We start from the raw sequence: 25,742 nt of genomic DNA, 5'->3' as shown, positions 1-25,742 counted from the left end.
GGCGCGCGTCACACCAGCGGCCGGGCCGTCGGCGGGATCGCGACGGGCAGGGCCGTCTCACCGGTGAGGTAACGGTCGGCCGCGGCGGCCGCCGAGCGGCCCTCCGCGATCGCCCACACGATGAGCGACTGCCCGCGCCCCATGTCCCCGGCGACGAAGACGCCCTCCACACCGGACATGTACGACTTGTCGCGCGCGACGTTGCCCCGCGCGTCGAAGAAGGCGTCCGGGTCGGCCGCCTGGGCGGCCAGGTCGGTGAGCAGCGGACCCTTCTCGGGGCCGAGGAAGCCCATCGCCAGCGTCACCAGCCCGGCCGGGATCTCGCGCTCGGTGCCGGGGATCGGCCGGAACCCGCTGGCCGGGCCCTCGACGTCCACCAGGCGCAGCGCCCTGACCCGCCCCTGCTCGTCGCCGACGAACTCGGTGGTCGATACGGCGTACACCCGCGTGCCGCCCTCGGCCTCGAGCTCCTCGTGGGCGCTCTCCATCTTGAACAGCATCGGATAGGTCGGCCACGGCTGGGACCCCGGCCGGTCCGCCGGCGGCCGTGGCATGATCTCCAGCTGGGTGACCGACAGCGCGCCCTGGCGCACCGCCGTGCCGATGCAGTCGGCGCCGGTGTCGCCGCCGCCGATCACCACCACGTGCTCGCCCTCGGCCGAGATCGGCGAGACCGGGAGATCGCCCTCCTGCACCTTGTTGGCCGGCGGGAGGTACTCCATCGCCTGGTGCACCCCCGCCAGCTCGCGGCCGGCGATCGGCAGGTCCCGCCAGGCGGTGGCGCCGCCGGCCAGCACGACGGCGTCGAACTCCTCGCGCAGCCGCGCGGCGGTGACGTCCACGCCCACGTCGACGCCGGCGCGGAACTCGGTGCCCTCGGCGCGCATCTGCTCAAGGCGCCGCTCGACGTGACGCTTCTCCATCTTGAACTCGGGGATGCCGTAGCGCAGCAGCCCGCCGATGCGGTCGGCGCGCTCGAAGACCACCACGTCGTGCCCGGCGCGGGTGAGCTGCTGGGCGGCGGCCAGGCCGGCCGGGCCGGACCCGACGACGGCGACCCGCCTGCCGGTCTTGACGGCCGGCGGCTGCGGAGTGACCCAGCCCTCCTCGAACGCCCGGTCGATGATCTCGACCTCGACCCGCTTGATCGCCACCGGGTCTGCGTTGATGCCGAGGACACACGCCGACTCACACGGAGCCGGGCACAGCCGGCCGGTGAACTCCGGGAAGTTGTTGGTGGCGTGCAGCCGCTCGATCGCCTCGCGCCAGTCGTCGCGGAAGACCAGGTCGTTCCACTCGGGGATCAGGTTGCCGAGCGGGCAGCCGTTGTGACAGAACGGGATGCCGCAGTCCATGCACCGGGCGGCCTGCCGGGTGAGGGCGGGCCGCGGGAAGTCCTCGTAGACCTCCCGCCAGTCGCGGATGCGGACGTCGACCGGGCGGCGCGCCGGCAGCTCACGCGCGTGCGTCAGAAACCCCTTGGGGTCGGCCATCGGTGAAACCTCCCTTAACCCTGAACGGCGGCCATGACCGCCTGGTCGATGTCCCTGCCCTCGGCGCGCGCGGCGGCCTGGGCCTGCAGGACCCGCTTGTAGTCCACCGGCATGATCTTCGCGAAGCGGGTGAGCGTGCCGTCCCAGTCGTCCAGCAGCGTCTTGGCCACGGTGGAGCCGGTCTCGGCGAGGTGCCGCTCGACAATGTCGCGCAGGAACTCCGAGTCCTCGTCGGTGAGCTCCTCGACGGCGACCATCTCGCGGTTGACCCGCGCCGAAGCCAGGTCGAGCACGTAGGCGACGCCACCGGACATCCCGGCGGCGAAGTTGCGCCCGGTCGGTCCGAGCACGACCGCCCGGCCGCCGGTCATGTACTCGCAGCCGTGGTCGCCCACGCCCTCGACGACGGCGGTGGCGCCGGAGTTGCGCACGCAGAACCGCTCGCCGACGACACCCCGGATGAACACCTCGCCGGAGGTCGCGCCGTACAGGCCGACGTTGCCGGCGATGACCTGGGTCTCGGCGCTGAACGGCGCGTCGGGGTGCGGCCGCACCGTCACCCGGCCGCCGGACAGGCCCTTGGCCAGGTAGTCGTTGGCGTCGCCGGTCAGGCGCAGAGTGACGCCCTGCGGCACGAACGCGCCGAAGGAGTTGCCCGCCGAACCGGTGAAGCTGACGTCGATGGTGTTGGCGGGCAGCCCCGCGCCGCCGTGCCGCTTGGTCACCTGGTGGCCGAGCATGGTGCCGACCGTGCGGTTGACGTTGCGGATGGGCAGCTCGAGCGTGACCCGCTCGCCGTACTGCAGGGCGGCCTCGGAGAGCTGGATCAGCGTGTTGTCCAGCGCCTTGGAAAGGCCGTGGTCCTGCTCGACCACCCGGCGCAGCGGCGTGCCCTCGGGCAGCGCCGGCGTGTGCAGGATCGGCGAGAGGTCCAGGCCGGCGGCCTTCCAGTGCTCTTCGGCGGCCGTGGTGTCCAGCATCTCGGCGCGGCCGACCGCCTCGTCGATCGAGCGGAAGCCGAGAGCCGCGAGGTACTCACGGACCTCCTCGGCGATGAACTCGAAGAAGTTGACGATGAACTCGGGCTTACCGGAGAACCGCTTGCGCAGCTCGGGGTTCTGCGTGGCGACGCCCACCGGGCAGGTGTCCAGGTGGCACACGCGCATCATGACGCAGCCGGAGACCACCAGCGGCGCGGTGGCGAACCCGAACTCCTCGGCGCCGAGCAGCGCGGCGATCAGGACGTCGCGGCCGGTCTTGAGCTGACCGTCGGCCTGCACCACGATGCGGTCGCGCAGGCCGTTGAGCAGCAGCGTCTGCTGGGTCTCGGCCAGGCCGAGCTCCCAGGGCGCGCCGGCGTGCTTGATCGAGGTGAGCGGCGAGGCGCCGGTGCCGCCGTCGTGCCCGGAGATCAGCACCACGTCGGCGTGTGCCTTGCTGACCCCGGCCGCGACGGTGCCGACCCCGACCTCCGCGACGAGCTTCACGTGGACGCGCGCCTGCGGGTTGCTGTTCTTCAGGTCGTGGATGAGCTGGGCGAGGTCCTCGATGGAGTAGATGTCGTGGTGCGGCGGCGGCGAGATCAGGCCGACACCGGGCGTGGAGTGCCGGGTCTTGGCGATCCACGGGTACACCTTGTGGCCGGGAAGCTGGCCGCCCTCGCCGGGCTTGGCGCCCTGGGCCATCTTGATCTGCAGGTCGTCGGCGTTGACCAGGTATTCGCTGGTCACGCCGAACCGCCCGGAGGCCACCTGCTTGATGGCGCTGCGGCGCTCGGGATCGTACAGCCGCTCGGGGTCCTCGCCGCCCTCGCCGGTGTTGGACTTGGCGCCCAGGCGGTTCATGGCGATGGCGATGGTCTCGTGGGCCTCCTTGGAGATCGACCCGTAGGACATCGCGCCGGTGGAGAACCGCTTGACGATCTCGGAGACCGGCTCGACCTCCTCGATCGGCACCGGCGGGCGCACGCCCTCGCGCAGCCGGAACAGCCCGCGCAGGGTCATGAGCTTCTCGGCCTGGGAGTCGACCAGGTCGGTGTACTGCTTGAAGATCTCGTACCTGCGGGTGCGGGTGGCGTGCTGCAGCCGGAAGACGCTCTCGGGGTTGAACAGGTGCGGCTCGCCCTCGCGGCGCCATTGGTACTCACCGCCGACCTCCAGGCGGCGGTGGGCGTTCTCGGCGCGCGGATAGGCGTGCCGGTGGCGCAGCGCGGCCTCCTCGGCCAGCACGGCGAACCCGACGCCGCCCAGGCGCGAGGTGGTGCCGGCGAAACAGGCGTCGATGACCTCCTGGCCCAGCCCGAGCGCCTCGAAGATCTGCGCGCCGGTGTAGGAGGCGACCGTGGAGACCCCCATCTTGGACATGACCTTGAGCACGCCCTTGCCGTACGCCTTGATCAGGTTGCGCACGGCGGCCCGCGGCTCCATGGTCAGCGCGCCGGCGGCGACCATGTCCTCGACGGTCTCGATCGCCAGGTAGGGGTTGACGGCCGAGGCGCCGTAGCCGATGAGCAGCGCCATGTGGTGGCACTCCCGGGCCTCGCCGGTCTCGATGACCAGGCCGACGCGGGTGCGCGACTTCTCGTTGATCAGGTGGTGGTGCACCGCGCCGGTCAGCATCAGCGACGGGATCGGCGCCATGCGGGCGTCGGAGCCGCGGTCGGACAGCACGATGATGCGCGCGCCGTCCTCGATGGCCCGCGACACCTCGGCGCGGATCTCCGCAAGGCGGCGCAGCAGCGCCTCGCCGCCGCCCGCGACCTCGAACAGGCCGGAGACGACGTGCGGCTGGAAACCGGGCAGCGCGCCCTCGTCGTTGATGTGGATGATCTTGGCGAGCTCGTCGTTGTCGATCACCGGGTAGGGCAGGACGAGCCGGCGGCAGGACGCGGGGTCGGGCGCGAGCAGGTTGCCCTCGGGACCGATGGTGGTCTGCAGCGAGGTGACCAGCTCTTCGCGGATGGCGTCCAGCGGCGGGTTGGTGACCTGGGCGAACAACTGGCTGAAGTAGTCGAACAGCAGCCGGGGCTTCTCGCTCAGCACCGCGACCGGGCTGTCGGTGCCCATCGAGCCGATCGGCTCGGCGCCGGCCTTGGCCATCGGGGCCAGGATGACCCGCAGCTCCTCCTCGGTGTAGCCGAAGGTCTGCTGGCGCTTGACCAGGGCCTCGTGGGTGACGATCGGGCGCTCGCGCGCGGGCAGCTCCTCGAAGCGGATCAGCCCGGCGTGCAGCCAGTCGGAGTACGGGTGGGCGGCGGCCAGCTCGGCCTTGATCTCGTCATCCTCGATGATCTTGCCACGCGCGGTGTCGACCAGGAACATCTTGCCCGGCTGGAGACGGCCCTTGCGGACGACCTTGGCCGGCTCGATGTCCAGCACGCCCGCCTCGGAGGCCAGGACCACCAGGCCGTCCTCGGTCACCCAGAACCGGCCCGGGCGCAGGCCGTTGCGGTCGAGGACCGCGCCGACCAGCGTGCCGTCGCTGAAGGTGATCGACGCGGGGCCGTCCCAGGCCTCCATCGAGGTGGAGTGGTACTCGTAGAAGGCGCGCCGCGCCGCGTCCATCTCGGTGTGGTTCTCCCACGCCTCGGGGATCATCATCAGCACGGCGTGCGGCAGGCTGCGACCGCCGAGGTGCAGCAGTTCGAGGCACTCGTCGAACGAGGCGGTGTCGGAGCCGTCGGGGTCGCAGATCGGGAACAGCCGCGACAAATCGCCGGGGATCAGGTCGGTCGCGAGCATGGCCTCGCGGGCGCGCATCCAGTTGCGGTTGCCCTTGACCGTGTTGATCTCACCGTTGTGGGCGACGTAGCGGTAGGGGTGCGCGAGCGGCCACGACGGGAAGGTGTTGGTGGAGAACCGCGAGTGGACCAGGGCGATCGCGGAGGCGAACCTGTCGTCGGACAGGTCGGGGAAGAAGGGCTCGAGCTGCGGGGTGGTCAGCATGCCCTTGTACACGATGGTGCGCGAGGACAGCGAGGGGAAGTAGACGTGCGCCTCGTGCTCGGCCCGCTTGCGCAGGCAGAAGGCCAGGCGGTCGAGCGCCAGGCCCTCCTCGCCGTTCGGTGAGGACACGAACAGCTGCTGGAAGTCCGGCATGACGGCGCGCGCGCTCGGCCCGGCGTGGGCGGTGTCGATGGGCACCTGGCGCCAGCCGAAGACGGTCAGGCCCTCCTCGGCGGCGATCTCCTCGATCAGGCGCACCGCGGTCGTGCGGGCCTGCTCGTCGACCGGCAGGAACGCGACGCCGGCCGCGTAGGAACCGGCCGGGGGAAGGGGGAAGTCCACGACCTCACGGAGGAACGCGTCCGGCATCTGGGTAAGGATGCCCGCGCCATCACCGGTGTCCGGTTCGCTACCCTTGGCCCCTCGGTGGTCCAGGTTGCAGAGTGCCGTCAGGGCCTTGGCGACGATGTCGTGGCTCCGGCGCCCGGCGACGTCCGCTACCATCGCCACACCACAGGCGTCGTGCTCCTGCGAGGGGTGATATAGGCCCTGGGGCTCGGGGAACCCGAGGTGGGCAGCAGGCATTGAATCCCTCCCGTCGTCTTCGTCTGCTTCGTCTGGATTGGCGATTGCAGGCAAGAGGGACGACGTTGGCCCTGCTGCTGTTCTGTTAGGTGTGTAGAGACTACCGCACCCTGCCGGAATAGTGCCCACCAGGTGGTGATCGCGAACATTCACTATCGGGGGACACTTCGATGTGCCCACTGCCGCGCTTCCCAGACCGCAGGGAGAGAACGCCGGAAAAACACGCGTTATTCCTGGTGGGACCCCCGGTAAGGGTTCTGTGACCGGTCAGCTGAAGATCAGGTGCGGCTGCCGGATCATAACACGTCAACCGGCGGCGTCGAGCACCCGCGCCTGGACGAAGCCACCCAGGCCCTCCAGAGCCACCTGCGCCAGGGTGACATCGGCCGGCCCTGCGTCACTCACCGGGCCCACCCAGTTGACCACGACGAAGTGCCCGAGCGCCCGTACCTCGGCCCTGCTGTGGCCGGCGTCGAACGACGGCGGCTGCCCGGGCGCGAGGGTGAGGAAGCCCTCCGCGGGCCGGGCCCGCAGCGCCGCCACCAAGCGGTCCGCCGCGGACTCCTCGGGCATGTCGAACACGGTGTACTGCCCGGACACCCCACCGGCCGCATCGGCGAAGCCCGCCCGCACCACCTGGACGCACCCGGCCGCGGCCGCCGTCAGGGGCTCGCCCCACAGCGCCTGAGCGCAGTCGGCGGACGCCGAGACCTGACGCCGGTGCATGGTCACCCCCGCGGCGGACATCGTGCCGGCCCGCCCGAACACCTCCTCGGCGGTCAGCGGGCGGGGGTCGTCGCGGCGGGTGGCGATCGGGGCGTACAGCGCGGAGGTGCGCTCGGCGCGCACCTTGCCGGGGACCGGCCCCGTCACGGGTCGCAGCAGGACGTACCCCACCGCTCCCGCCCCGGCGAGCACCCCCGCGATCGCCACGGCGATCCACCTACGGCTCGGCATGGCCACGCAGCCTATCGTCAGCCGGCCGGGGAGGCGGCGGGGCCGCCGGCGGTGACCACCCTCCGGTAGACGGCCTTCTCGGCGGCCCGGGCGGCCAGGGTCAGCGTGACGAAGTCGTCCCGGGGCGTGGCCTCCTGCCCGTCGGCCCTGGCCACCCACACCAGCCCGGCGTAGTGCCCCATGACGTGGCCGCTCGCCTCGCTGTAGCCGTCCTGCGGGAACACGACCGCCCCCGACTCCAGCGGGCGCACCCACCCTCCCCCGCGGTACAGCGTGGACAGCTCGCGGACCAGCCGGTCGGCGGCGGCGGTGTCGGCCATGTTGAACAGCGTGTACTGCGCGAGGTACCGGCGGTCGGCGCTCACATAGAGACCGCGGACCACCTGCGTGCAGCCGGTCTCGCCCAACTCGGCGAGCAGTTTGCCGCCCCACACCGCGGGCGCGCAGGCGCCGTCGAGCCGCCGGGCGGCCAGTTTGAGGGTCAGCTTGCCGCTGCGGACGGTCTTGATCGAGAAGACCTCCTCGGCCCGCAGCGGCGTGCGGTCGGCCTCGCGCCGGTCGATCGGCGCGAACAGCTTGAGCGAGGGCCAGGCCTGGTAGTCGGACGGGCTGAGCAAGCCGATCGCCTCGGCGGCCGACCCCTCCTCCACGGGCGGGTCGGACACGCCGAGGGTGCTGAACAGAGCGGTGAGACCGAAGGCGCCGGCCAGCACGGCGATCACCGTGCCGGCGGCGATCAGCAGGCGTTGCTGGCCCCGGGTCAGACCCCGCTCGGACAGGGCGTCGACCTCGAACGAGGGGCGGCGCCGCTTGCTGCGCGCGCTCCCCGTCCGCCGGCGCCCGTCGGGCGGAGGACCAGAGGCGGACCCGGCGTGCCCCCCCGAGAGGCCGCCTTGGGTCATCGGGAATTCGCCTCCGAGGCCGGCGCCGACGACGACGCGGGGTCAGGTGACGGGGATGCCTTCTCGTCAGCACCGGCGGCCTTGCCGGCTCCTGCCGCCGTCTCCGGGGCAGCGGCCTCGCCCGCCGGCTCGCCGCCCTCGGCGGCGTCGACCGGTGTGCCGCCACCCGTTGACGCGCCCTGCCCGGCCTTCGCGGCGGCCTCGGTCCGCGGGCCGGTCTGCGGGTCGTCCGGTTCGGAGGCGCTCTCCCCCGCCTCGCCGGGCGGGCCCTCGGCGGATCCCGGCTCCTCGGCGGCGGCCGCGGCGGCGGCGATCTCGTGCTCGTCCGCCTGCGCGGCGTCGTGGGCGGGGTCGAGACCGGCTCCGCTCATCGGGTTCACGATCTCCTCGGTGGTCCTGTTCCTGGTCAGGTACAGGTACACGAGGGCGCCGAGGAAGATCACAACGGAGGTCCACTGGTTCAGCCGCAGGCCGAGGATGTGGTGGGCGGGATCCACCCGCATGCCCTCGATCCAGAAGCGGCCCAGGGTGTATCCGGCGACGTAGATCGCGAACAGCCGGCCGTGGCGCAGCGCCCAGCGCCGGCCCGCCCAGATCAGCACCGCGGCCAGCGCGAGGTCCCACAGCGACTCGTACAGGAAGGTGGGGTGGTAGGTCATCTCGCCGGGGATGGTGCCGGGACGGCCCGGCTCGATCTCCAGGCCCCACGGCAGGTCGGTCGGCCCGCCGAACAGCTCCTGGTTGAAGTAGTTGCCCCAGCGGCCGATCGCCTGCGCGACCGCGATGCCCGGCGCCACCGCGTCGGCGACCGCCGACAGCGAGATGCCACGCCTGCGGCAGGCGATCCACACGCCGACGGCGCCGAGCGCGATGGCGCCCCAGATGCCGAGACCGCCGTGCCAGATGTACAGCGCGTCGATCGGGCGGTTCGGGGCGTCGGGCGCGAAGTAGAGCTGCCAGTCGCTGATGACGTGGTAGAGCCGCCCGCCGACCAGGCCGAACGGGACGGCCCAGACGGCGAGGTCGGTGATGGTGCCGGGCTCGCCGCCGCGGGCGCGCCAGCGGCGCTCACCGATCCAGACGGCGGCGATGACGCCGAGCACGATGCAGAAAGCGTAGGCCCGCAGAGGGATCGGTCCGAGGTACCAGACCCCTTCTGGCGGGCTGGGGATGGAGGCCAGGGGCATGTCAGGTGACGTTACCGGTTCCCGGCCTGCTGCGCGGCATCAAGGATGGTCTGGCGCAGCGCCGACGGGCTGTAGGTGACGTCGTTGGCGAGCTCCTTGCCGTCGAGCCGCAGCGTCGGCGTGCCCTGGAACGTCTTGGCGTCGATGATCTTCTGGTTGTACTCGGCCTGGGTCTGGGCGTACTTCTGGGTCTTGACGCAGGATTCGAAGCCGGCGTCGGTGACCCCGGTCTCCTTGCCCCACTTGACCAGGTCGTCCAGCGCGAAGCCCTGCTTGCTCTCGGGCGGCTGCTCCTTGTAGAGCCGGTCATGGAAGGCCATCCACTGCGGGCCGGCGGGCACGCACCGGGCCGCCGCGGACGCGCGGGCGGTGTTGCCGCGGGTGGGCTCCTCGGTGAAGATGTTGACCACGTGGTAGACGACCTTGACCTTGCCGTCCGCCGCGAGGTTCTTCACCGTGGGCCCGCTGGTCTGCTCGAACGCCTTGCAGGCCGGGCACTGGAAGTCCTCGTAGATGTCCAGCACGGGCTTGGTGACGCCGGGCTTGGCCATGACCGTCGAGCCGTCGGCCGCCACGCTGATCGGGGCCAGCGCGGCGGTGGCCGTCTCAGAACGGTTGGTCTGGACGTACCACCAGCCTCCGATGACCACGGCGAGCAGCACGACGACCGAGGTGACCACGGTCGCGACGCGCCGGCGCCGCTCCTGCACGCGCTCCTGCTCACGCTGTGCCTTGATGCGCTCGCGGGCCGAGACCTGCCGCGCGGCCTTTCCCATCAGACGATCTCCTTCTTTCCGGGCCGGTCATCGTCGCCGATCACGCGGCCTCCCCCTGGTCCACGCCGTCGCCGGGCTCCTCAAGCTCGTCGTCTCGCGTGAGGCGGCGGGCCGGGACCAGGCCGAGCGCCGCGTCGAGCGAGAAGCGGCCCGGAGCGAACCGGACGGTCCACGCCGCCAGCAGGAACAGGCCGCCGTCGCGGAGGATCTCCCAGAAGTAGGAGGGACTCTGCCCTGCGGCGAGCTTGCCGCCGCCGCCGAAGCAGCCGCAGTCGATGCGCAGGCCGCGGGCCCACGCCGAGGCGATGCCGACCACGAAGGCCAGCATGAGCAGCGCGGAGACCGCGCCCGCCACGCGCGTGAGCAGCCCGGCAACCAGCAACACCCCTACGACGATCTCGACGAGCGGCAGGCCGTAGCCCACCACGGTGGCGACCCGCTCCGGCAGCAACTCGTACGCCTGGACGGCCTGGACCGACAGCGCCGGAGTGCCGATCTTCAGCCAGCCGGCGACGATCAGCACACCGGCGAGCACGAGCCGGGCAACGGTCGTCACCCAGGGTACCGCCGGGTGTGCGTAAAGCGACCTCATCGGCGCGGCCTCCGCGACGTCACCAGCATCTTGTCTCCTTTGTCACCACGAGCGACCGGCCCGGCGGACGTGCCCGCCTGCGGACGTCCAGAGCCGCCGGGGCGCGCCGCCTCTCGGCGGCGGCCGTCCGGCCGAAGGCTACCGGCACTACAGCCCATCATGACCCCGATAAGCGGCCGGTAAGCAGCCCGCGAGTAGATTGCCCGACCCCGGTGACCTCGGGGAATGGGCTCGTGGCCCGATCGTCGGGGACCAAGGACCCTAGAGAGGACGAATGACGACGCCTCGCCCCCCATCGGGACGAGGCGTCGCAGAACGGCTTGGAATGAATGCGGTCAGGCGCGCACGCCGCGCACGCCCTCGGCCAGCTCGGCGGCGAGCCGGCGTACGGAGTCCAGCCCGGCGGCCTCGTCGGGAGCGTCGAGCAGACGGCGGATGAACGCCGAGCCGACGATGACGCCGTCGGCGTACCCGGCCACCTCGGCGGCCTGGGCGCCGTTGCCGACGCCGAGACCGACGCAGACCGGCAGCCGGGTCTGGGAACGGGTGCGCTGCACCAGGCCCTCGGCCGCCGAGCTCACGCTCTCCCGCGCGCCGGTGACGCCCATGAGCGAGGCGGCGTACACGAAACCGGTGCAGCAGTCGGCGACGGCCTTGATGCGCTCCTCGGGGGAGCTCGGGGCCACCAGGAAGACGGTGTCGATGCCGGTCACCGCGCTCACCTCGAGCCAGGGCCCGGCCTCCTCCGGGGTGAGGTCGGGGGTGATCGTGCCGCTGCCGCCGACGTCCGCCAGCTCCCGGGCGAACCGCTCGGCGCCGTAGCGGTCGATCGGGTTCCAGTACGTCATGACCAGCACGGCGGCGCCGGTCTTGGCGACGCCCTCGACGGTGCGCATCACGTCGGCGATGCGGGTGCCGTTGAGCAGGGCCCGGTGCACGGCGTCCTGGATGGTGGGGCCGTCCATCAGCGGATCGGAGTAGGGCAGGCCGATCTCGATGACGTCACAGCCGGCCTCCACCATCGCTGTCGCGGCGGCGACGGCGCCGTCCTTGGTGGGGAATCCGGCCGGGAGGTATCCGACGAGGGCGGCCCTGCGGTCGGCCCGCGCCTTCTCGAACACCGTCTGAAGAGTCGTCATGTCTGGATGTCCCGCTCGGAAGTGTGGGGGCCTACAGGTTGAAATATTTCATGGCGGTGCCCATGTCCTTGTCGCCGCGCCCGGAGAGGTTGACCAGGATGGTCGCCTCCGGGCCCAGCTCGCGGCCGAGCTTGATCGCACCGGCCAGGGCGTGCGCGGACTCGATGGCCGGGATGATGCCCTCGGTGCGCGCCAGGATGGAGAAGGCCTCCATCGCCTCGTCGTCGGTGATGCCGTGGTAGGTCGCGCGGCCGGAGTCCTTCAGCCAGGCGTGCTCGGGGCCGACGCCGGGGTAGTCGAGCCCGGCCGAGATCGAGTGGGAATCGATGGTCTGGCCCTCGTCGTCCTGCAGGACGTAGGTGCGCGAGCCGTGCAGGACGCCGATCGACCCCTCGGTGAGGGTGCAGGCGTGCTCGCCGCTCTGGACACCGCGACCGGCGGCCTCGTAGCCGTGCAGCGCGACGCCCTCGTCACCGAGGAAGGCGTGGAAGGCGCCGATGGCGTTGGAACCGCCGCCGACGGCCGCGCAGACGGCGTCGGGCAGGCTGCCGGTCAGCTCCAGCACCTGGCGGCGGGCCTCGACCCCGATGATGCGGGCGAAGTCACGGACGATCTCGGGGAAGGGGTGGGGCCCGGCGACCGTGCCGAAGAGGTAGTGGGTGTTACCCACATTGGTCACCCAGTCGCGGAACGCCTCGTTGATGGCGTCCTTGAGGGTGCGGCTGCCGTTGGCGACCGGGACGACGCGCGCGCCGAGGAGCTTCATGCGGGCGACGTTGAGCGCCTGGCGCTCGCAGTCGACCTCGCCCATGTAGATCACGCACTCCAGGCCGAGCAGGGCGCACGCGGTGGCGGTGGCCACGCCGTGCTGCCCGGCGCCGGTCTCGGCGATGACGCGGGTCTTGCCGAGGCGCTTGGTGAGCAGCGCCTGGCCGAGCACATTGTTGATCTTGTGGGCGCCGGTGTGCGTGAGGTCCTCGCGCTTGAGCAGCACGCGCGCCCCACCGGCGACCTCGCCGAAGCGGCGGACCTCGGTGACCGCGGTCGGCCGGCCGGCGTAGGTGCGCAGCAGGTGCTCGAACTCGGCGATGAAGGCCGGGTCCTCCTTGGCCTCGGCGTACACCTTGGCGACCTCGTCCAGGGCCGGGATCAGCGCCTCGGGCACGAACCGCCCGCCGAAGACCCCGAATCGGCCGCGCTCGTCGGGGTCGTCACCGGCCGTGCCACCGCCCACGAGGTCGGCGGCGGTCAGGATGGGGCCTTCTGCGATGGTCACTGCTGCCTCTCGGGTCCGTTGTCCAGTCGCGATGCGGGATGCGCTCCGGCGGTGACCAGGTCGACCACGGCGGCACGGGGATCCTTGCCGGTGACCAGGCTCTCGCCGACGAGCACGGCGTCGGCGCCGGCGCGGGCGTAGGCCAGCAGGTCGTGCGGGCCGCGCACGCCGGACTCGGCGATCTTGAGGACGCCGTCCGGAATCTTCGGCGCGATCCGGGCGAAGACGTCGCGGTCGACCTCCAAGGTCTTGAGGTTCCGCGCGTTCACACCGATGATCTTGGCGCCGGCTTCCAGCGCCCGGTCGAGCTCCTCTTCAGTATGCACCTCTACGAGCGGCGCCAGGCCGATCGACTCGGCCCGCTCGATCAGCGAGACGAGGGCGTTCTGCTCCAGGGCGGCCACGATCAGCAGCGCGAGGTCCGCGCCGTACGCGCGGGCCTCCCACAATTGATAGGAACTGACCACGAAGTCCTTGCGCAGGACGGGGATGTCCACCGCCGCGCGCACCGCGGCCAGGTCGTCCAGGCTGCCGCCGAAGCGGCGCCGCTCGGTCAGCACGCTGATGACGTGCGCGCCGCCCGCCTCGTAGTCGCCGGCGAGCGCCGCCGGATCTGCGATCGCCGCCAGCGCCCCCTTGGAGGGGCTGGACCGCTTGACCTCGGCGATCACCGAGACCCGATCGCCGCCCAGGGCGGCATAGGCGTCCCGGGCGGCGGACGCGCGCTGGGCGCGTTCCTTGAGGTCCGCGAGCGAAACGGCCCGCTGCCGGTCGGCGAGGTCGGCCCGCACGCCGTCCAGGATCTCGTCGAGCACGCTCACTTGATCTCCTCGCTAGGCTCGCTCACCCGTCCAGGGTCCCTCCGTCGCTGTCCCCCGGGCCGAGGGCGCCCTCACCACCCGATCGGCTGATCGGCTCCAAAGGCGTGCTCCCTCTCCCGACCTTGCCCTGCCGATGGTATCGGGCTTACCGCCGCCCGCTCGCCACCGGGTGGCGAGCGCCGGACTCACGGTGCGAGGAACCTGCCGAAAGGCAGATTGCGCACGATCCAGTAGACGATGACGAGGGCGAGGAAGGCCCAGATGTACGCCGGGTGGGCGAGGGTCGTGCGCACCGGCCTCCCCTGCCAGGTGCGCAGCGCCCACCTCCCCCACCAGAACAGCAGGAACGGGACGGTCGCCACCGCGAGAGGGTTGAGCCCGAGCGCGGCCACCATGTCCCCGTGCGCCAGCGCGTGGATGGTGCGAAGCGTGCCGCAGCCGGGGCAGTAGAGCCCGGTGACCAGCAGGAACGGGCAGGTCGGGTAGTGGCCGGTCTGGTTGGGGTCGACCAGCCCGACGTAGGTGAACACCGCCCCGGTGAGCGCCGCGGCGCCGAAGGGCGCGAGCATGGACCGCAGGCGGCCCTTCCCGCGCCGCCCGGTGTGCTCCGCGTGCGCCGTCATCAGTAGTTGTACGACGAGTTGCTCGCGCTGAGCAGCACGGCCACCAGGATGAAGTAGCCGACGACGATCACGATGTCGGCGACGATGCCCCAGATGAGGGCGCGCTTCCACCAGGTCTTGGCCTCTTCGGAGGCGGCGATGGCCCCCTGGTAGTCGCCGACGGCCCACTTGGAGTTGACCTGGGACGACTTGACGATCGACACGATGCCGAAGGGCAGGCAGCAGAACAGCGTGGTGAGGATCGCCGGGACCAGGTGGTTGTCCGGCGCGGCGGGCGCGCCGTAGGGACCCTGCTGTTGTCCGTAGCCGTAGCCGCCCTGGGGCGGCGGGTAGCCCCCCTGCTGCCCGTATCCCCCCTGCTGCTGCCCGTAGCCCCCTTGCTGCTGGCCGTAGCCCGGCTGCTGGCCGTAGCCGCCGCCCTGCTGGCCGTACCCCCCGGAGGGCTGGCCACCGGGCTGCTGAGGGTCGTACCCCTCAGGACCGCCCGGCTGATTCCCGTAGCTCATCGAAGGACTCCTGTGAGATCAATGCGCGGGTCGCGCTGCGGCAGCATAGCGACGAGCGGCGACACGCACGATGGTTGTCCCACTTTGTGGGCAAGTTGTCATCTGACGGTTGCGGAGCGTCCGACACAGGCGAGCGGATCAGCCGGGCCGGCCGGTGGGGCCGTCGCCCTCGGTGGGGTCCAGGCCCCGGTCGAGCGCGTCCCAGAGCGACCGCTCGGACCCACCGGGACGCCCCGCGCCCGCACGCGTGCCGGCCGGCGCCGCCCGCCGCTCGTACCGCTCGGACATGCCCGGCCAGCGCCCGCCCGACACCACCGCGAGCGCGCCGGCCGCGGTGAGCAGCGCCCCGCCGGCGACGGCGAGCGCCGGCCAGGGCTGCACGGTGGAGGTCACCAGGCCCGGCACACCGGTCAGCGCCCCCCGGGTGCCCGCCACCTGCGCCACGGCGGCCGGCGAGACCGCCCGCCAGGCGGCCACCGCGATCGCGGCGCCGAGCAGCGCGGTGAGCACGCCCACCCCCTTGCGCCAGAGGCCGCGCGTGGCGAGCACGGCCACCACCGCGGCCAGGCAGGCCAGGGCGAGGGGGGTCAGGACGGGCGCGAGCTCGCCGCCGGACAGCTCCAGCCGCGTGCCGCCGCCGGGGCCGCCGGAGTAGGCGGCGCGGACCCAGGTGCGCCCGGCGGCGGCCAGCACCAGCCCGGCCGACGCGGCGGAGACCACCACCCAGGCCGCCAGCGCGCGGCGCGCCCCGCCCCGGGCCGGGGCAGGGGGGCCGCCGGCCGTGGTCACGGCGTCCCCTGGACCGGCAGCACGTCGGCGTCGAAGCAGGTGCGGTCGCCGGTGTGACAGGCCGCGCCGACCTGGTCGACCTTCAGCAGGATGGTGTCGCCGTCGCAGTCGAGTGCCACGTGCTGGACATGCTGGACGTGGCCGGACGTCTCGCCCTTGACCCAGTAGGAACGGCGGCTGCGTGACCAGTAGGTGGCCCGGCCGGTGGTGAGCGTGCGGTGCAGGGCCTCGTCGTCCATCCAGGCCAGCATCAGCACCTCGCCGGTGTCGTGCTGCTGGACGACCGCGGGCACCAGCCCGTCCGCAGTGCGCTTGAGGCGGTCCGCGATCTTCTGATCAAGAGGCATGGGGCAATTGTGCCGCAGCCGCACACAAGGGCAGGTCACCGCGGGGGTGTGTGCACCGCGTCCGGGCCGCGCCGCACGCGGAGCGGGCCGCACGCGGAGCGGGCCGTCCGGCGGGAGGTGCCGGCGAGCGCCGTGCCTCCGCCGGCCGCAGCGGGACCGGCGGACGCGGCGGCGAGCAACATCGCGCAACACGTGGGAGCCGCGCGGGCCTTCGGGCTACGGTGGGGGCGGCGATGTCAGGCGGCATCCCGTGTCCGGAGAAGGTGGCTCCCCCATGCCCCCACCACGCATCACCGAGGCCAAGGGCATCCTGGCCGCGCGCCTGCGTGAGATCCGCAGCGAGGCCCGCATCACCGGCCGGGCCCTGGCCTCGGAGGCGGGCTGGCACTACTCCAAGGTCTCCAAGATCGAGAACGCGGCGCAGACCCCCAACGAGGACGACATCCGGATGTGGTGCCGGGTCTGCGACGCCGAGGAGTACGTCGTGGACCTCATCGCGGCCGTGCGCAACATCGACTCGATGTACACCGACTGGCGGCGCCTGGAGGCGACGGGCCTGCGCCACGTGCAGGAGTCCTTCACCTCGCTCTACCGCGGCACCCGGCGGTTCCGGGTCTTCCAGCACTCGGCGGTGCCGGGCCTGCTGCAGACCCCCGCGTACGCCCGCGCGCACCTGCGGGCCGTGATCGACTTCCGCGGCATCCCCGACGACCTGGAGGTGGCGGTGGCGGCCCGGCTGGGCCAGCAGGTCGTGCTGGAGACCGGCGGGAAGCTGTTCGCGTTCATCATCGGTGAGCAGGCGCTGCGCACCCCGGTGTGCGCCCCGCGGGACATGGTGGAGCAACTCGACCGGCTGGCCGGGCTGACCGCCGGCACCGCGCATCTGAGCCTCGGGGTCATCCCGTCGACCGCCCGGCCGCCGATCATGCCGCCGGAGAACTTCTGGATCTACGACGCGACCCAGGTCAGGGTGGACACCGTCCCCGGCCAGTACCGCATCAAGATTCCCAGCGACGTCGCGCTGTACGAGAGGGCCTTCGCCCGGCTGTCGGAGGCCGCCGTGTACGGCAAGGCCGCCCGCACGCTGATCGAGACGTCCCGCGCGAGCTTCGCCGAGCCGCACGAGCCGCCACGAGGAACATGACGCAACATCGTTGCTCCGCGCTTCGCCGATCGCCTACCGTCGCGGGCGACGCACTCCGTGGCGAACGCGGGCAGCGCCCGTCTCGCACGGCCACCCCCGCGGGACGGAGACGACATGGGCACTGCCGACCCGGTCGCGACGACGGCCACGGCCGCCGACCATCTGTGGCGGCTCGGCGAGCTGCTGAGGACACGGGGCCTGCACGTGCGCGTCGGGGCCACCGCCGGTGGCGTTCCCCAGCTCATCGTGATCAGCATGACGGTGCCCACGCTGTCGGAGGTCATCTTCGCGGCACGCGGCGGCGACCACTGGTGGTTCTGGTGGTCATGGGCCGAGCGCATCGCCCCCGTGACCGACACCCAGGCCGCCGTGGCCCTCGTCTGCGACGCTCTGCGCCCCCGCCGTTCCGACCGCTGACCCGCGCAAGGCACTCCGTACGCCACCATCGACCGGCTCCGGCTCGGGCCGGACATCGGACCGCGGCCGGCGTCCGCACCGGGGCCGAGGGGACGCGGCCCGGCCCGCGGACACGTGAGCGCCCCATGGCCGGCTTGAGTGGCGTCCGGGCATCGCCTGCCGTTACGGTGGTGGCGAAGATTGCCGGAGGTCGACCCTGAACGTTTTGGCGGCGAAGACCGACAGGAAGTCGCGGGCGCTGCTCAGATCACTGCCTTTCGCCGCCATCGCCGCCGTGGCCTGCGTCGACCTGCTCGCCGGCCCGAGGCTCGGTTTCCTTCCCCTGCTCACCCTGGGCCCCACCTTCGCGTCGGTGTCGGGCAGTGTGCGGCGCACCATGGCCATAGGAGCGCTGGCGCTGGCCGTGTCCCTGCCGCTGGCGTACGTCAGCGAGCTGCTGCTCACGCCGCAGAACAACCTGACCATCGCCACCATCATCGCGGTCACGGGCGCCAGCGCCCTGGCCAGCCGGCTGCGCATCCACCGGGAGCGCGAGCTGGCCAACGTGCGCCTGGTCGCCGAGGCGGCCCAGCGGGTGCTGCTGCGGCCAGTGCCGCGCCGGGCGGACGACCTGCACATCGGCCTGTCCTACACCTCCGCCGCGGCCGAGGCCCAGATCGGCGGTGATCTGTACGAGGTGGTCACCACGCCGGCGGGCGTGCGCCTGCTCATCGGCGACGTCCAGGGCAAGGGACTGGACGCCGTCGAGATCGCCGCCTGGGTGCTCGGCGCGTTCCGTGAGGCCGCCTACGACGAGCCCGAGCTGTCCGCCGTCGGGCAGCGCCTGGAGAACAGCCTGGTGCGGCATCTGAGCGGGGAGAAGTTCGTCACGGCGATCATCGCCGAAGTCCATGACGGCGAGATCTCCCTGCTCAACTTCGGGCACCCCGCTCCCCTGGTCATCCGCCATGACGGGCACGCGTTCTTCGCCGAGCCGCAGACGGAGTGCCCGCCGCTCGGCCTGGTGTCGCTGAGCCCGAGCCCGGCCAGACCGTCCCGCCTCCCCTTCCTGGACGGTGACCAGATCCTGTTCTACACCGACGGGGTGATCGAGGCGCGTGACCCCTTCAGGAACTTCTATCCCCTCTTCGAGCGGACGAAGGTCCTGACGGACGAGGATCCGCAGGTCGCGCTGGACGAGCTGCGCACGGATCTGCTCGACCACGTGGGCGGGCCCCTCGGCGACGACGTGGCGATGCTGCTCCTGCGGCGCCGGTGCGACTCCGGCCCGTCCGATGACGATGGGGGCCGGGCCGCCGAGTGAAGGCCGGCTGATCGCGTCCTTTCCGTACGCCCTCGTCGCTCCCGCGTTCACTCCCGCGGGGGAACGGGAACCCGGCTAGGCCTCCGGGTTCGCGGGGACCGGGGGCAGCCAGTGCTCGGCCCACCGCGACACCTCGCGGACGACGCCCTCCAGGTCGCGGCCCTTCTCCGTCAGCACGTACTCGATGCGGACCGGGGTCTCCGGGTAGATCCGCCGCTCGACGACGCCCGCGGCTTCCAGTTCCTTGAGCCGTTCGGCCAGCAGTTTGTCGGTGATGTCGGGGATCGCGTTCGACAGCTGTGAGAAGCGGCTCGCGCCGCGGAGCAGTTCACGCAGGATCACGCCGGTCCACCGCTTGCCGATCAGTTCGATCGAACTGTGGTAGCGGGGACAGAAGTCCGGTTCGTAGCCAGGCACGATAGGAGCTTACTCCTGGATAGCGACTTGCTCAACGATAGATGATAAGGCTAGGCTTTCGATTAGATAGTCACCTTCGACTAGATAGTCGACAGTCTCGCAGGGAGTTCCGATGCCGACCGCCTTCGACCCGTTCGACCTGGGTGGACTCAGGTTGACCAATCGCATCGTCATGTCACCGATGACCCGCAGCCGGGCGGTCGATCGGATTCCGACGCCGCTGATGGCCGAGTACTACGCGCAGCGCGCCTCCGCCGGCCTGATCATCACCGAGGGCACCCAGCCCTCCGTCGTGGGCCAGGGCTACCTGGACACCCCGGGTCTGCACGACGACCGGCAGGTGGCGGGCTGGCGCCGGGTCACCGACGCCGTGCACGCCAAGGGCGGCAAGATCTTCGTGCAGCTCATGCACACCGGCCGCGTCGGCCACTCCGGCTTCCTGCCGGACGGCATGACCCACGTCGCCCCCTCCGCGATCAGCGCGGACGTCAAGATCTTCACCGGCCAGGGCATGCAGGCCAGCGCCGACCCGGTCGAGCTGGACGAGGACGGCATCCAGGCCACCATCGCCGACTTCGCCCGTTCGGCGCGGCTGGCGATGGAGGCCGGTTTCGACGGCGTGGAGCTGCACGGCGCGAACGGCTACCTGCTCCACCAGTTCCTGGCCACCAACACCAACCAGCGCGGCGACCACTGGGGCGGCGACGCCGCGGCCAGGATCCGGTTCCCGCTGGCCGTCGTCCGGGCCGTCGCCGGCGAGATCGGCGCCGAGCGGCTCGGGCTGCGCATCTCCCCCGGGGTGCCCAACAACGACATCGCCGAGCACAACGCCCACGACACCTACGAGGCGCTGATCACCGAGCTCGATCCGCTCGGCCTCGCCTACCTGCACATCTTCGAGGGGCCGCACCGTGATCTGACGCTGCGCCTGCGCCGGATGTGGCACGGCGCGCTGATGCTGAACCCCTACACCCCCGAGGGCATCACCGGCCCGGAGCATCTTCGCCTGATCGAGGACGGCACCGCCGATCTGGTGTCCTTCGCGGCGCTGTTCCTGGCGAATCCCGACCTGCCCGCCCGGCTGGCCGCCGGCGGCCCGTACAACACTCCCGACCCCGCCACCTACTACGGCGGTGACCAGCGCGGTTACACCGACTACCCCGCCCTGGCCTGAGCAGCCTGACCGGCGGGCCGGTGCCACGCCCGCCGGTCATCGGCACGAACGGTCCCGCCGCGCCGCTCCCCTGGTCTAGGAGCTGCGCGCGGCGGCCGCCCAGGAGGCGTACAGGTCGGCGTAGACGCCGTCCTTGCGCACCAGCTCGGCGTGCGGGCCGCGCTGCACGATGCGGCCGTGCTCGAACACCAGCACCTCGTCGGCCGCCTCGGCGGTGGACAGCCGGTGGGCGATCGACACGGCCGTGCGGCCGCGGGTGACCCCGTCCAGCGCGCGGGCCAGCCGTACCTCGGTCGCCGGGTCCACCGCCGAGGTCGCCTCGTCCAGCAGCAGCAGGTCGGGATCGGCGAGGTAGGCCCGGGCGAGCGCGACGAGCTGGCGCTCGCCCGCCGACAGCGACTCGCCCCGCTGGCCCACCGGGGTGGCCAGGCCCGCGGGCAGGCCCTCCAGCCAGTCGCCCAGCCCCAGCTCGGTCATGGCCAGGCCGATCTCCTCGTCGGTGGCCGAGGGCCGGCCGTACCGGATGTTGTCGGCCAGCGTCCCGTCGAACAGGAACCCGTCCTGGGGCACCATGACGATGCGCTCGCGCAGCGAGGAGAACCGCACGTCGCGCAGCTCGACGCCGTCGACCAGGATGTGCCCGCTGGTGGGGTCCATCAGGCGGGTGAGCAGCTTGGCGAAGGTCGTCTTGCCCGAGCCGGTCTCCCCCACGATCGCCACCCGCGTGCGGGGCGCGATGTCGGCCCACACGTCGTGCAGCACCTGCGGGCCGCCCGGGTAGTGGAAGCCGACGCCCTGGAAGGACACCGTGATCGGGCCGCGCGGGAGCACCCGGCCCTTCTCGCCCGGGTCGGCCACATCGGCGGGGGTGTCCAGCACGCCGAGGACGCGCCGCCAGCCGGCGACGGCGTTCTGCGCGTCGTTCAGCACCTCGGTCGCCGTCTGCAGCGGGCTGATGAACAGCGTGATCAGGAACAGGAACGCCACCAGCCGCCCGGCGGAGATCGCGCCGCCCACGCCGAGCTCGACGCCGAGGACGACGACGCCGGCGATCGCCAGCGCGCCCACCAGCTCGGTGCTCGGGAAGGTGAACGCGATGATCTTCTGGGCGCGGGTCTGCGCCGCCTGGTGGGCGCCCACCGCCTCGTCGATGCGGCGCGCGGTGCGCTCCTCCGAGCCGTACGCCCGGATGACCGCGCTGCCCACCACCGACTCGCTGACCGCCGCCAGCATGTCGCCGGTGCGCTCGCGCACCCCGGTGTAGGCGCGGGCCACCCAGCGCTGGAACCGCGGCAGCGCGATGACCAGGGGCAGGAAGCAGCCCCAGACGACCAGCGTGAGCTGCCAGGAGTACACGGCCATCAGCACGCTGGCGATGAGCAACTGGCCCACCGAGATGATGACCATCAGGCCGCCCCACTGCATGAACGTGCTGATCTGGTCGACGTCGCTGGTGACGCGGGAGACCAGCGCGCCACGCCGCTCGGTGTTCTGGGTGAGCACCGACAGGTCGTGGACGTGCCGGAACGCCTTGCCGCGCAGCGAGGCCAGACCCGACTCGGTGGTGCGGTAGAGCCGCACGTTCATGAGGTAGCCGCACAGGGCGGTGAGCAGCACCGCGACGGCGCACAGCAGCACCGCCCGGGTGATGAACACCATGTCCGGCGCCGTCGTGTCCTTCAGGCCCTGGTCGATGACCTGCTGAACGGCGATGGGCACGATCACCTTGCCCAGCGTGGCGAGCACCGCCAGCAGCAGCGTGACCGGCAGTCCGATCCGGAACTCCGGCGACAGGGCCAGGCCGTGCCGCAGCGTGGCGAGCGCCGAACGCTCCTCGACCCGCAGCCCCGCCCCGGCCTTGCCGCCGGCCGCCGTCTCCGCGGCGCCGCGCTCGTCCACCCGCGTCGTCATGCCCCGTACTCCTCGCCCTGCTCCGCCGTGTCCCGCATCATCGTGTTTCGCGCCGTGCCGCCGGCGGGTCGTGCCGTCCGTCCGGGCCCCGTCACGCGTTGACCTCCTCGCCGGCGTCCAGCGCCGCGCGCTCGACCTCTTCCCGCTCGTAGGCGGTGACCAGGTCGCGGTAGCCGGCGCACCGGGCCAGCAGCTCCTCGTGCGTACCGCGGTCGGCGACCCGGCCCTGCTCCAGGTAGACCACCTCGTCCGCCAGCGCGATCGTCGCCATCCGGTAGGCGACCACGATCACCGTCGAGTCCGGCGAACCGTCGCGCAGCCCGAACAGGATGCGGCCCTCGACCTGGGCGTCCACGCTGGAGGTGGAGTCGTCCAGGATGAGCAGCCGGGGCGACCTGACCAGGGCCCGGGCGAGCGCCAGGCGCTGGCGCTGCCCGCCGGACAGCGTCGCGCCGCGCTCGCCGATGCGGGTGTCCAGGTTCTTGGGCAGGGCGCTGACGAACCCTTCGGCCTGGGCCAGGCGCAGGGCCGCCCAGATCTGCTCGTCCGAGGCGCCCTCGGCGCCGCCGAGGGTCAGGTTGCCGCGCACCGTGTCGTCGAACAGGAACGTCTGCTGCGGCACCAGGGCCGCCACCGCGCTGACCTGGCCCCGCGCGACGTCCCGCAGGTCCGCCCCGTCGATCAGCACCCGGCCCTCGTCGGGGTCGATCAGGCGGACCAGGAGCTGGGTCAGCGTCGACTTGCCCGAGCCGGTGGGGCCGACGAGCGCCACCGTACGGCCGGCCTCGACGTCGAAGTCCACACCGGACAGCACCGGCGCGCCGGGCACGTAGCCGAAGCTCAGGTCGCGCACCTGCACGCGGGCCGGGCCGCGCGTGGCCAGGTGGGCCGGGCCGAACTCCATCGAGCCGGAGGCGTTCAGCACATCCTGCACCCGCCGCCAGCCGACGACGCTGCGCGGCAGCTCGGCCAGCACCCAGCCGAGCGCGCGGACCGGGAAGGCGAGCAGGGTGAACAGGTAGGAGACCTGGACCAGCTCACCGGAGGTCACCCCGCCCGAGGCCAGGCGCAGCGAGCCGAACAGCAGCACCGCCAGGACGCCGAGCGTCGGCAGCGCCTCCAGCAGCGGATCGAACATGCCGCGGACCCGGCCGACGGCGATGTTGGCCTCGCGCAGCCGGTCGGCCCGGGCCTGGAAACGCTCGGCCTCGGTGTCCTCCCGCCCCAGGGTCTTGACGACGAGCGCGCCGTCGAAGCTCTCGTGCGCGATCTCACTGACCTCGGCGCGGAGCTGCTGGGCGCGCATCACCAGCGGCGAGAGCCTGCGCTGGTACACCAGGTTGAGCACGGCGATGGCCGGGAAGATCAGAAAGCCGACTATGGCGAGCATCGGGTCCACGACCACGATGCCGGCGGCCGCGGTGACCAGCATGACCACGACGCCGACGGCCATCGGCAGCGGGGCGAGCGGCGCCCAGGCGGCCTCGATGTCGGAGCCGGCGTTGGACAGCAGTTGCCCGGTGGGGTGCCGGTGGTGCCAGGCGAGCGGCAGCCGGAGGTACTGGCGGGTCACCGCCCGGCGCGAACGGGCCTGCATGCGATATTGCATGATGCCGGCCAGCACCCTGCGGCCGATCACCCCGGCCGCCTTCAGCACCGCCACGCCCACGATCAGCAGGGCGGCGGCGGTCAGCGTGCCGGTGGCCGGCGAGCCGGATCGGAAGGCCGGCAGTACGGCGTGCTCGGTCGCCCAGCCCAGCGCCCAGGAGGAGGCCACGGTCATCGCACCGTAGACCGCGCTGGACAGCACGGCCCCGGTGAAGACGCGCGGTTCGCTCCGGACGGCGTGGCCGATGACGCCGAACCCCTGGCGCATGACGGACGACGTGTGCTCTGACTCGCTCGGCACGCGGGGGATCCTCTCGATCGGGGGACGGAGGCCAGGCGGGCCGGTCCGAGCTCGCCGGGGGAACCGGTCCGCCCTAATGCCTATCATCCGCGGCAACCCATTTATTCCCACCCCTACCGCCCACCCCCGAAACACTCCCACTCCGCCCGCGACAGCAACTTTCCTAGCATTAGCCCCATACATCCCCAGAGGCGTATATGACGGGCATAAGTGGAGCTACCGAGCGAACTACCGTCGGTCGGGGATGGTCATCGGTGCGGCGCGGCGGGTCCGCCCGTGCGGCGAAGGGCGGCGGAGCCCGGCGAACACGCTGCGCGGGGTCGAGCCCCGGACGCGATTAGGGTGATCAGAGTGACCTACGCACGCGCCGAGCGCGCCGCCCTGTGTGATCTGCTCGACCGTCTCGGCCCCGACGCCCCCACACTGTGCGCGGGGTGGACGACGGCCGACCTGGCCGCCCATCTCGTGCTGCGCGAGCGCAGGCTGGACGCCGCGCCCGGCATCGCCGTCAAGCCGCTCGCCGGGTACACCGCCTCCGTACAGCAGCGGATCAAGACGGGACGGAGCTACCCCGAGCTGGTGGACACCGTCCGCCAGGGGCCGCCGCGCTGGTCACCGTACGGCCTGGTGCCGGCCGTCGACATGCTGGTGAACATGCTGGAGTTCCTCGTCCACCACGAGGACGTCCGGCGGGCCGCGCCGGGGTGGGAGCCGCGCGAGCTGCCGGCCGGCCTGAACGAGACCGTGTGGAAGCGGCTCAGCACCGGCGCGCCGTTCATGCTGCGCAAGGCGCCGGTCGGAGTGGTCATGCGGCTGCCCGACGGACGCAAGGCGGGCGGCAAGAAGGCCGAGCCGCGCGTCGTCGTGACCGGCGAGCCCATGGAGCTGCTGCTGTTCGCCTTCGGCCGGCAGGAGCACGCCCGCCTCACCTACGAGGGCGACCAGGCCGCCGTCGAGCGCCTGCGCGCCGCCGACCTGGGCGTGTGATCGTACAGTCCGCAACCAGAAAGGTGCCCAGCGCAGCCTCGCGCGCCCACGATATTAGCCATGTCGCTACATAGCCCTACTGGTCCGTAGATTGCGGATCCGAGTAGGGAATGATGTTCGTTGCACGACATGGCGGGATCAGCGGTGCCGGCAGCCCGCAATTGCCGACCCGTGGCTATGATCTTTCGGGAACGGTGCAACCGTCCCGGAAGGTCGGCCGTCCCGCCGTCTCACAGGGCCACGCCAGAGTGCTCGGGAGGAAGTCCGATGTTAACGGCGAGAACCAAGAAGGTACTCACGTACCTCGCGATCGCGTTCGTGGTCTTCTATCTGTACTCCCGGCCGGCCGAAGCCGCCTCGGCGGTCAGAGGAGTCTTCGACGGCATCACCAACGGTGCCGGGCAGCTCGCTCTGTTCTTCTCGCGCCTTACCGCCTGACCGGGCGGCATCACCTCCTCCGGCCCCCGGCAGCCTCCCGCCTCGCCGACGTGGGCCGCTGAGCCATGCCCGGGTACGCCGAAGCCGATCGCGGTGTACCCGGGG

General features: G+C 72.0%; 23 protein-coding genes. 6 read left to right on the top strand and 17 right to left on the bottom strand.

All coding sequences use genetic code 11. From position 1 onward, the window contains the following. Positions 1–8: 8 nt before the first annotated feature. The 14 genes from IEY93_RS29795 to hisI form a co-directional block, all read right to left on the bottom strand. Complete coding sequence (locus tag IEY93_RS29795; protein ID WP_189166475.1) at positions 9–1,493, bottom strand: glutamate synthase subunit beta; 1,485 nt, start codon at positions 1,491–1,493, stop codon at positions 9–11. Positions 1,494–1,507: 14 nt separating this feature from the next. Further along, entirely contained in the window at positions 1,508–6,022 is a 4,515-nt protein-coding gene (gene gltB / locus IEY93_RS29790) for a glutamate synthase large subunit (protein ID WP_189166474.1), read from the bottom strand. Positions 6,023–6,328: 306 nt separating this feature from the next. After that, positions 6,329–6,979, bottom strand: coding sequence for a hypothetical protein (locus tag IEY93_RS29785; protein ID WP_189166473.1), 651 nt, complete (start codon positions 6,977–6,979; stop codon positions 6,329–6,331). A 17-nt stretch (positions 6,980–6,996) separates the two neighbouring features. Next, a complete protein-coding gene (locus IEY93_RS29780) occupies positions 6,997–7,881 on the bottom strand; it encodes a hypothetical protein (RefSeq protein WP_189166472.1) in 885 nt (294 codons plus the stop codon). Continuing rightward, positions 7,878–9,068, bottom strand: a complete 1,191-nt coding sequence (lgt, locus tag IEY93_RS29775) for a prolipoprotein diacylglyceryl transferase (protein WP_189166471.1) — start codon at positions 9,066–9,068, stop codon at positions 7,878–7,880. Before lgt ends, IEY93_RS29780 begins: the two co-directional genes overlap by 4 nt. Positions 9,069–9,079: 11 nt before the next feature. Beyond that, positions 9,080–9,844: a DsbA family protein gene (locus IEY93_RS29770; RefSeq protein ID WP_189166470.1), complete on the bottom strand. Its 765-nt coding sequence runs from the start codon at positions 9,842–9,844 to the stop codon at positions 9,080–9,082. A 40-nt stretch (positions 9,845–9,884) separates the two neighbouring features. Next, on the bottom strand, positions 9,885–10,400 hold the full coding sequence (locus IEY93_RS29765; RefSeq protein WP_203968405.1) for a DoxX family protein: 516 nt from the start codon (positions 10,398–10,400) through the stop codon (positions 9,885–9,887). 371 nt (positions 10,401–10,771) lie between these two features. Further along, a complete protein-coding gene (gene trpA / locus IEY93_RS29760) occupies positions 10,772–11,575 on the bottom strand; it encodes a tryptophan synthase subunit alpha (RefSeq protein WP_189166468.1) in 804 nt (267 codons plus the stop codon). A gap of 31 nt (positions 11,576–11,606) precedes the next feature. Further along, positions 11,607–12,809, bottom strand: coding sequence for a tryptophan synthase subunit beta (gene trpB / locus IEY93_RS29755; protein ID WP_229691591.1), 1,203 nt, complete (start codon positions 12,807–12,809; stop codon positions 11,607–11,609). A gap of 38 nt (positions 12,810–12,847) precedes the next feature. Continuing rightward, on the bottom strand, positions 12,848–13,672 hold the full coding sequence (gene trpC / locus IEY93_RS29750; RefSeq protein WP_189166466.1) for an indole-3-glycerol phosphate synthase TrpC: 825 nt from the start codon (positions 13,670–13,672) through the stop codon (positions 12,848–12,850). A 185-nt stretch (positions 13,673–13,857) separates the two neighbouring features. Next, a complete protein-coding gene (locus IEY93_RS29745; protein ID WP_229691585.1) occupies positions 13,858–14,295 on the bottom strand; it encodes a DUF2752 domain-containing protein in 438 nt (145 codons plus the stop codon). Further along, positions 14,295–14,801 carry a CD225/dispanin family protein gene (locus tag IEY93_RS29740; protein ID WP_189166465.1) on the bottom strand — a complete coding sequence of 169 codons (507 nt, stop codon included), beginning with the start codon at positions 14,799–14,801 and terminating at the stop codon, positions 14,295–14,297. Before IEY93_RS29740 ends, IEY93_RS29745 begins: the two co-directional genes overlap by 1 nt. Positions 14,802–14,939: 138 nt before the next feature. Continuing rightward, positions 14,940–15,590, bottom strand: a complete 651-nt coding sequence (locus IEY93_RS29735; protein ID WP_189166464.1) for a TIGR02234 family membrane protein — start codon at positions 15,588–15,590, stop codon at positions 14,940–14,942. After that, positions 15,587–15,937 (bottom strand): phosphoribosyl-AMP cyclohydrolase, encoded by a 351-nt coding sequence (gene hisI / locus IEY93_RS29730; RefSeq protein ID WP_189166463.1) that lies wholly within the window; start codon positions 15,935–15,937, stop codon positions 15,587–15,589. The genes IEY93_RS29735 and hisI overlap by 4 nt, the downstream gene beginning before the upstream one ends. 274 nt (positions 15,938–16,211) lie before the next feature. Between hisI and IEY93_RS29725 the strand changes: the two genes are divergently transcribed. The 3 genes from IEY93_RS29725 to IEY93_RS29715 all read left to right on the top strand — a co-directional run bounded on the left by IEY93_RS29725 (position 16,212) and on the right by IEY93_RS29715 (position 18,801). Beyond that, the gene (locus tag IEY93_RS29725) at positions 16,212–17,081 is read left to right on the top strand and encodes a helix-turn-helix domain-containing protein (protein ID WP_189166462.1); all 870 of its coding nucleotides are present in this window, start codon (positions 16,212–16,214) and stop codon (positions 17,079–17,081) included. Between the two features lie 114 nt (positions 17,082–17,195). Next, positions 17,196–17,498, top strand: a complete 303-nt coding sequence (locus IEY93_RS29720) for a hypothetical protein (protein WP_189166461.1) — start codon at positions 17,196–17,198, stop codon at positions 17,496–17,498. 205 nt (positions 17,499–17,703) lie between these two features. Then, positions 17,704–18,801 carry a PP2C family protein-serine/threonine phosphatase gene (locus tag IEY93_RS29715; protein WP_189166460.1) on the top strand — a complete coding sequence of 366 codons (1,098 nt, stop codon included), beginning with the start codon at positions 17,704–17,706 and terminating at the stop codon, positions 18,799–18,801. 75 nt (positions 18,802–18,876) lie between these two features. Here IEY93_RS29715 and IEY93_RS29710 read toward each other — a convergent pair whose 3' ends face one another. After that, positions 18,877–19,218: a winged helix-turn-helix transcriptional regulator gene (locus IEY93_RS29710; protein ID WP_189166459.1), complete on the bottom strand. Its 342-nt coding sequence runs from the start codon at positions 19,216–19,218 to the stop codon at positions 18,877–18,879. Between the two features lie 112 nt (positions 19,219–19,330). Here IEY93_RS29710 and IEY93_RS29705 point away from each other — a divergent pair, with 112 nt between their 5' ends. Further along, positions 19,331–20,392 (top strand): alkene reductase, encoded by a 1,062-nt coding sequence (locus IEY93_RS29705; protein WP_189166458.1) that lies wholly within the window; start codon positions 19,331–19,333, stop codon positions 20,390–20,392. Between the two features lie 75 nt (positions 20,393–20,467). Here the strand turns inward: IEY93_RS29705 and IEY93_RS29700 are convergent, their stop codons facing one another. Together IEY93_RS29700 and IEY93_RS29695 are read right to left on the bottom strand one after the other, a co-directional pair. Further along, entirely contained in the window at positions 20,468–22,303 is a 1,836-nt protein-coding gene (locus IEY93_RS29700; RefSeq protein WP_189166457.1) for an ABC transporter ATP-binding protein, read from the bottom strand. Between the two features lie 91 nt (positions 22,304–22,394). After that, complete coding sequence (locus tag IEY93_RS29695) at positions 22,395–24,179, bottom strand: ABC transporter ATP-binding protein (protein WP_229691590.1); 1,785 nt, start codon at positions 24,177–24,179, stop codon at positions 22,395–22,397. Between the two features lie 384 nt (positions 24,180–24,563). Between IEY93_RS29695 and IEY93_RS29690 the strand changes: the two genes are divergently transcribed. Continuing rightward, positions 24,564–25,199: a TIGR03085 family metal-binding protein gene (locus IEY93_RS29690; RefSeq protein WP_189166455.1), complete on the top strand. Its 636-nt coding sequence runs from the start codon at positions 24,564–24,566 to the stop codon at positions 25,197–25,199. A 267-nt stretch (positions 25,200–25,466) separates the two neighbouring features. Next, a complete protein-coding gene (locus IEY93_RS29685) occupies positions 25,467–25,637 on the top strand; it encodes a hypothetical protein (protein ID WP_189166454.1) in 171 nt (56 codons plus the stop codon). The last annotated feature ends 105 nt before the right edge of the window (positions 25,638–25,742 follow it).

It is taken from the genome of Sphaerisporangium melleum, assembly GCF_014646695.1.
GTDB lineage: Bacteria > Actinomycetota > Actinomycetes > Streptosporangiales > Streptosporangiaceae > Sphaerisporangium > Sphaerisporangium melleum.
This window is presented reverse-complemented; position numbering and strand designations above follow the sequence as displayed.

What these genes read in the sequence shown, in the direction of transcription:
- IEY93_RS29795 (WP_189166475.1), bottom strand. Translation starts at nt 1,493, where the DNA reads ATGGCCGACCCCAAGGGGTTTCTGACGCACGCGCGTGAGCTGCCGGCG.
- gltB (WP_189166474.1), bottom strand. Translation starts at nt 6,022, where the DNA reads ATGCCTGCTGCCCACCTCGGGTTCCCCGAGCCCCAGGGCCTATATCAC.
- IEY93_RS29785 (WP_189166473.1), bottom strand. Translation starts at nt 6,979, where the DNA reads ATGCCGAGCCGTAGGTGGATCGCCGTGGCGATCGCGGGGGTGCTCGCC.
- IEY93_RS29780 (WP_189166472.1), bottom strand. Translation starts at nt 7,881, where the DNA reads ATGACCCAAGGCGGCCTCTCGGGGGGGCACGCCGGGTCCGCCTCTGGT.
- lgt (WP_189166471.1), bottom strand. Translation starts at nt 9,068, where the DNA reads ATGCCCCTGGCCTCCATCCCCAGCCCGCCAGAAGGGGTCTGGTACCTC.
- IEY93_RS29770 (WP_189166470.1), bottom strand. Translation starts at nt 9,844, where the DNA reads ATGGGAAAGGCCGCGCGGCAGGTCTCGGCCCGCGAGCGCATCAAGGCA.
- trpA (WP_189166468.1), bottom strand. Translation starts at nt 11,575, where the DNA reads ATGACGACTCTTCAGACGGTGTTCGAGAAGGCGCGGGCCGACCGCAGG.
- IEY93_RS29745 (WP_229691585.1), bottom strand. Translation starts at nt 14,295, where the DNA reads ATGACGGCGCACGCGGAGCACACCGGGCGGCGCGGGAAGGGCCGCCTG.
- IEY93_RS29740 (WP_189166465.1), bottom strand. Translation starts at nt 14,801, where the DNA reads ATGAGCTACGGGAATCAGCCGGGCGGTCCTGAGGGGTACGACCCTCAG.
- hisI (WP_189166463.1), bottom strand. Translation starts at nt 15,937, where the DNA reads ATGCCTCTTGATCAGAAGATCGCGGACCGCCTCAAGCGCACTGCGGAC.
- IEY93_RS29725 (WP_189166462.1), top strand. Translation starts at nt 16,212, where the DNA reads ATGCCCCCACCACGCATCACCGAGGCCAAGGGCATCCTGGCCGCGCGC.
- IEY93_RS29720 (WP_189166461.1), top strand. Translation starts at nt 17,196, where the DNA reads ATGGGCACTGCCGACCCGGTCGCGACGACGGCCACGGCCGCCGACCAT.
- IEY93_RS29705 (WP_189166458.1), top strand. Translation starts at nt 19,331, where the DNA reads ATGCCGACCGCCTTCGACCCGTTCGACCTGGGTGGACTCAGGTTGACC.
- IEY93_RS29700 (WP_189166457.1), bottom strand. Translation starts at nt 22,303, where the DNA reads ATGACGACGCGGGTGGACGAGCGCGGCGCCGCGGAGACGGCGGCCGGC.
- IEY93_RS29695 (WP_229691590.1), bottom strand. Translation starts at nt 24,179, where the DNA reads ATGCGCCAGGGGTTCGGCGTCATCGGCCACGCCGTCCGGAGCGAACCG.
- IEY93_RS29685 (WP_189166454.1), top strand. Translation starts at nt 25,467, where the DNA reads ATGTTAACGGCGAGAACCAAGAAGGTACTCACGTACCTCGCGATCGCG.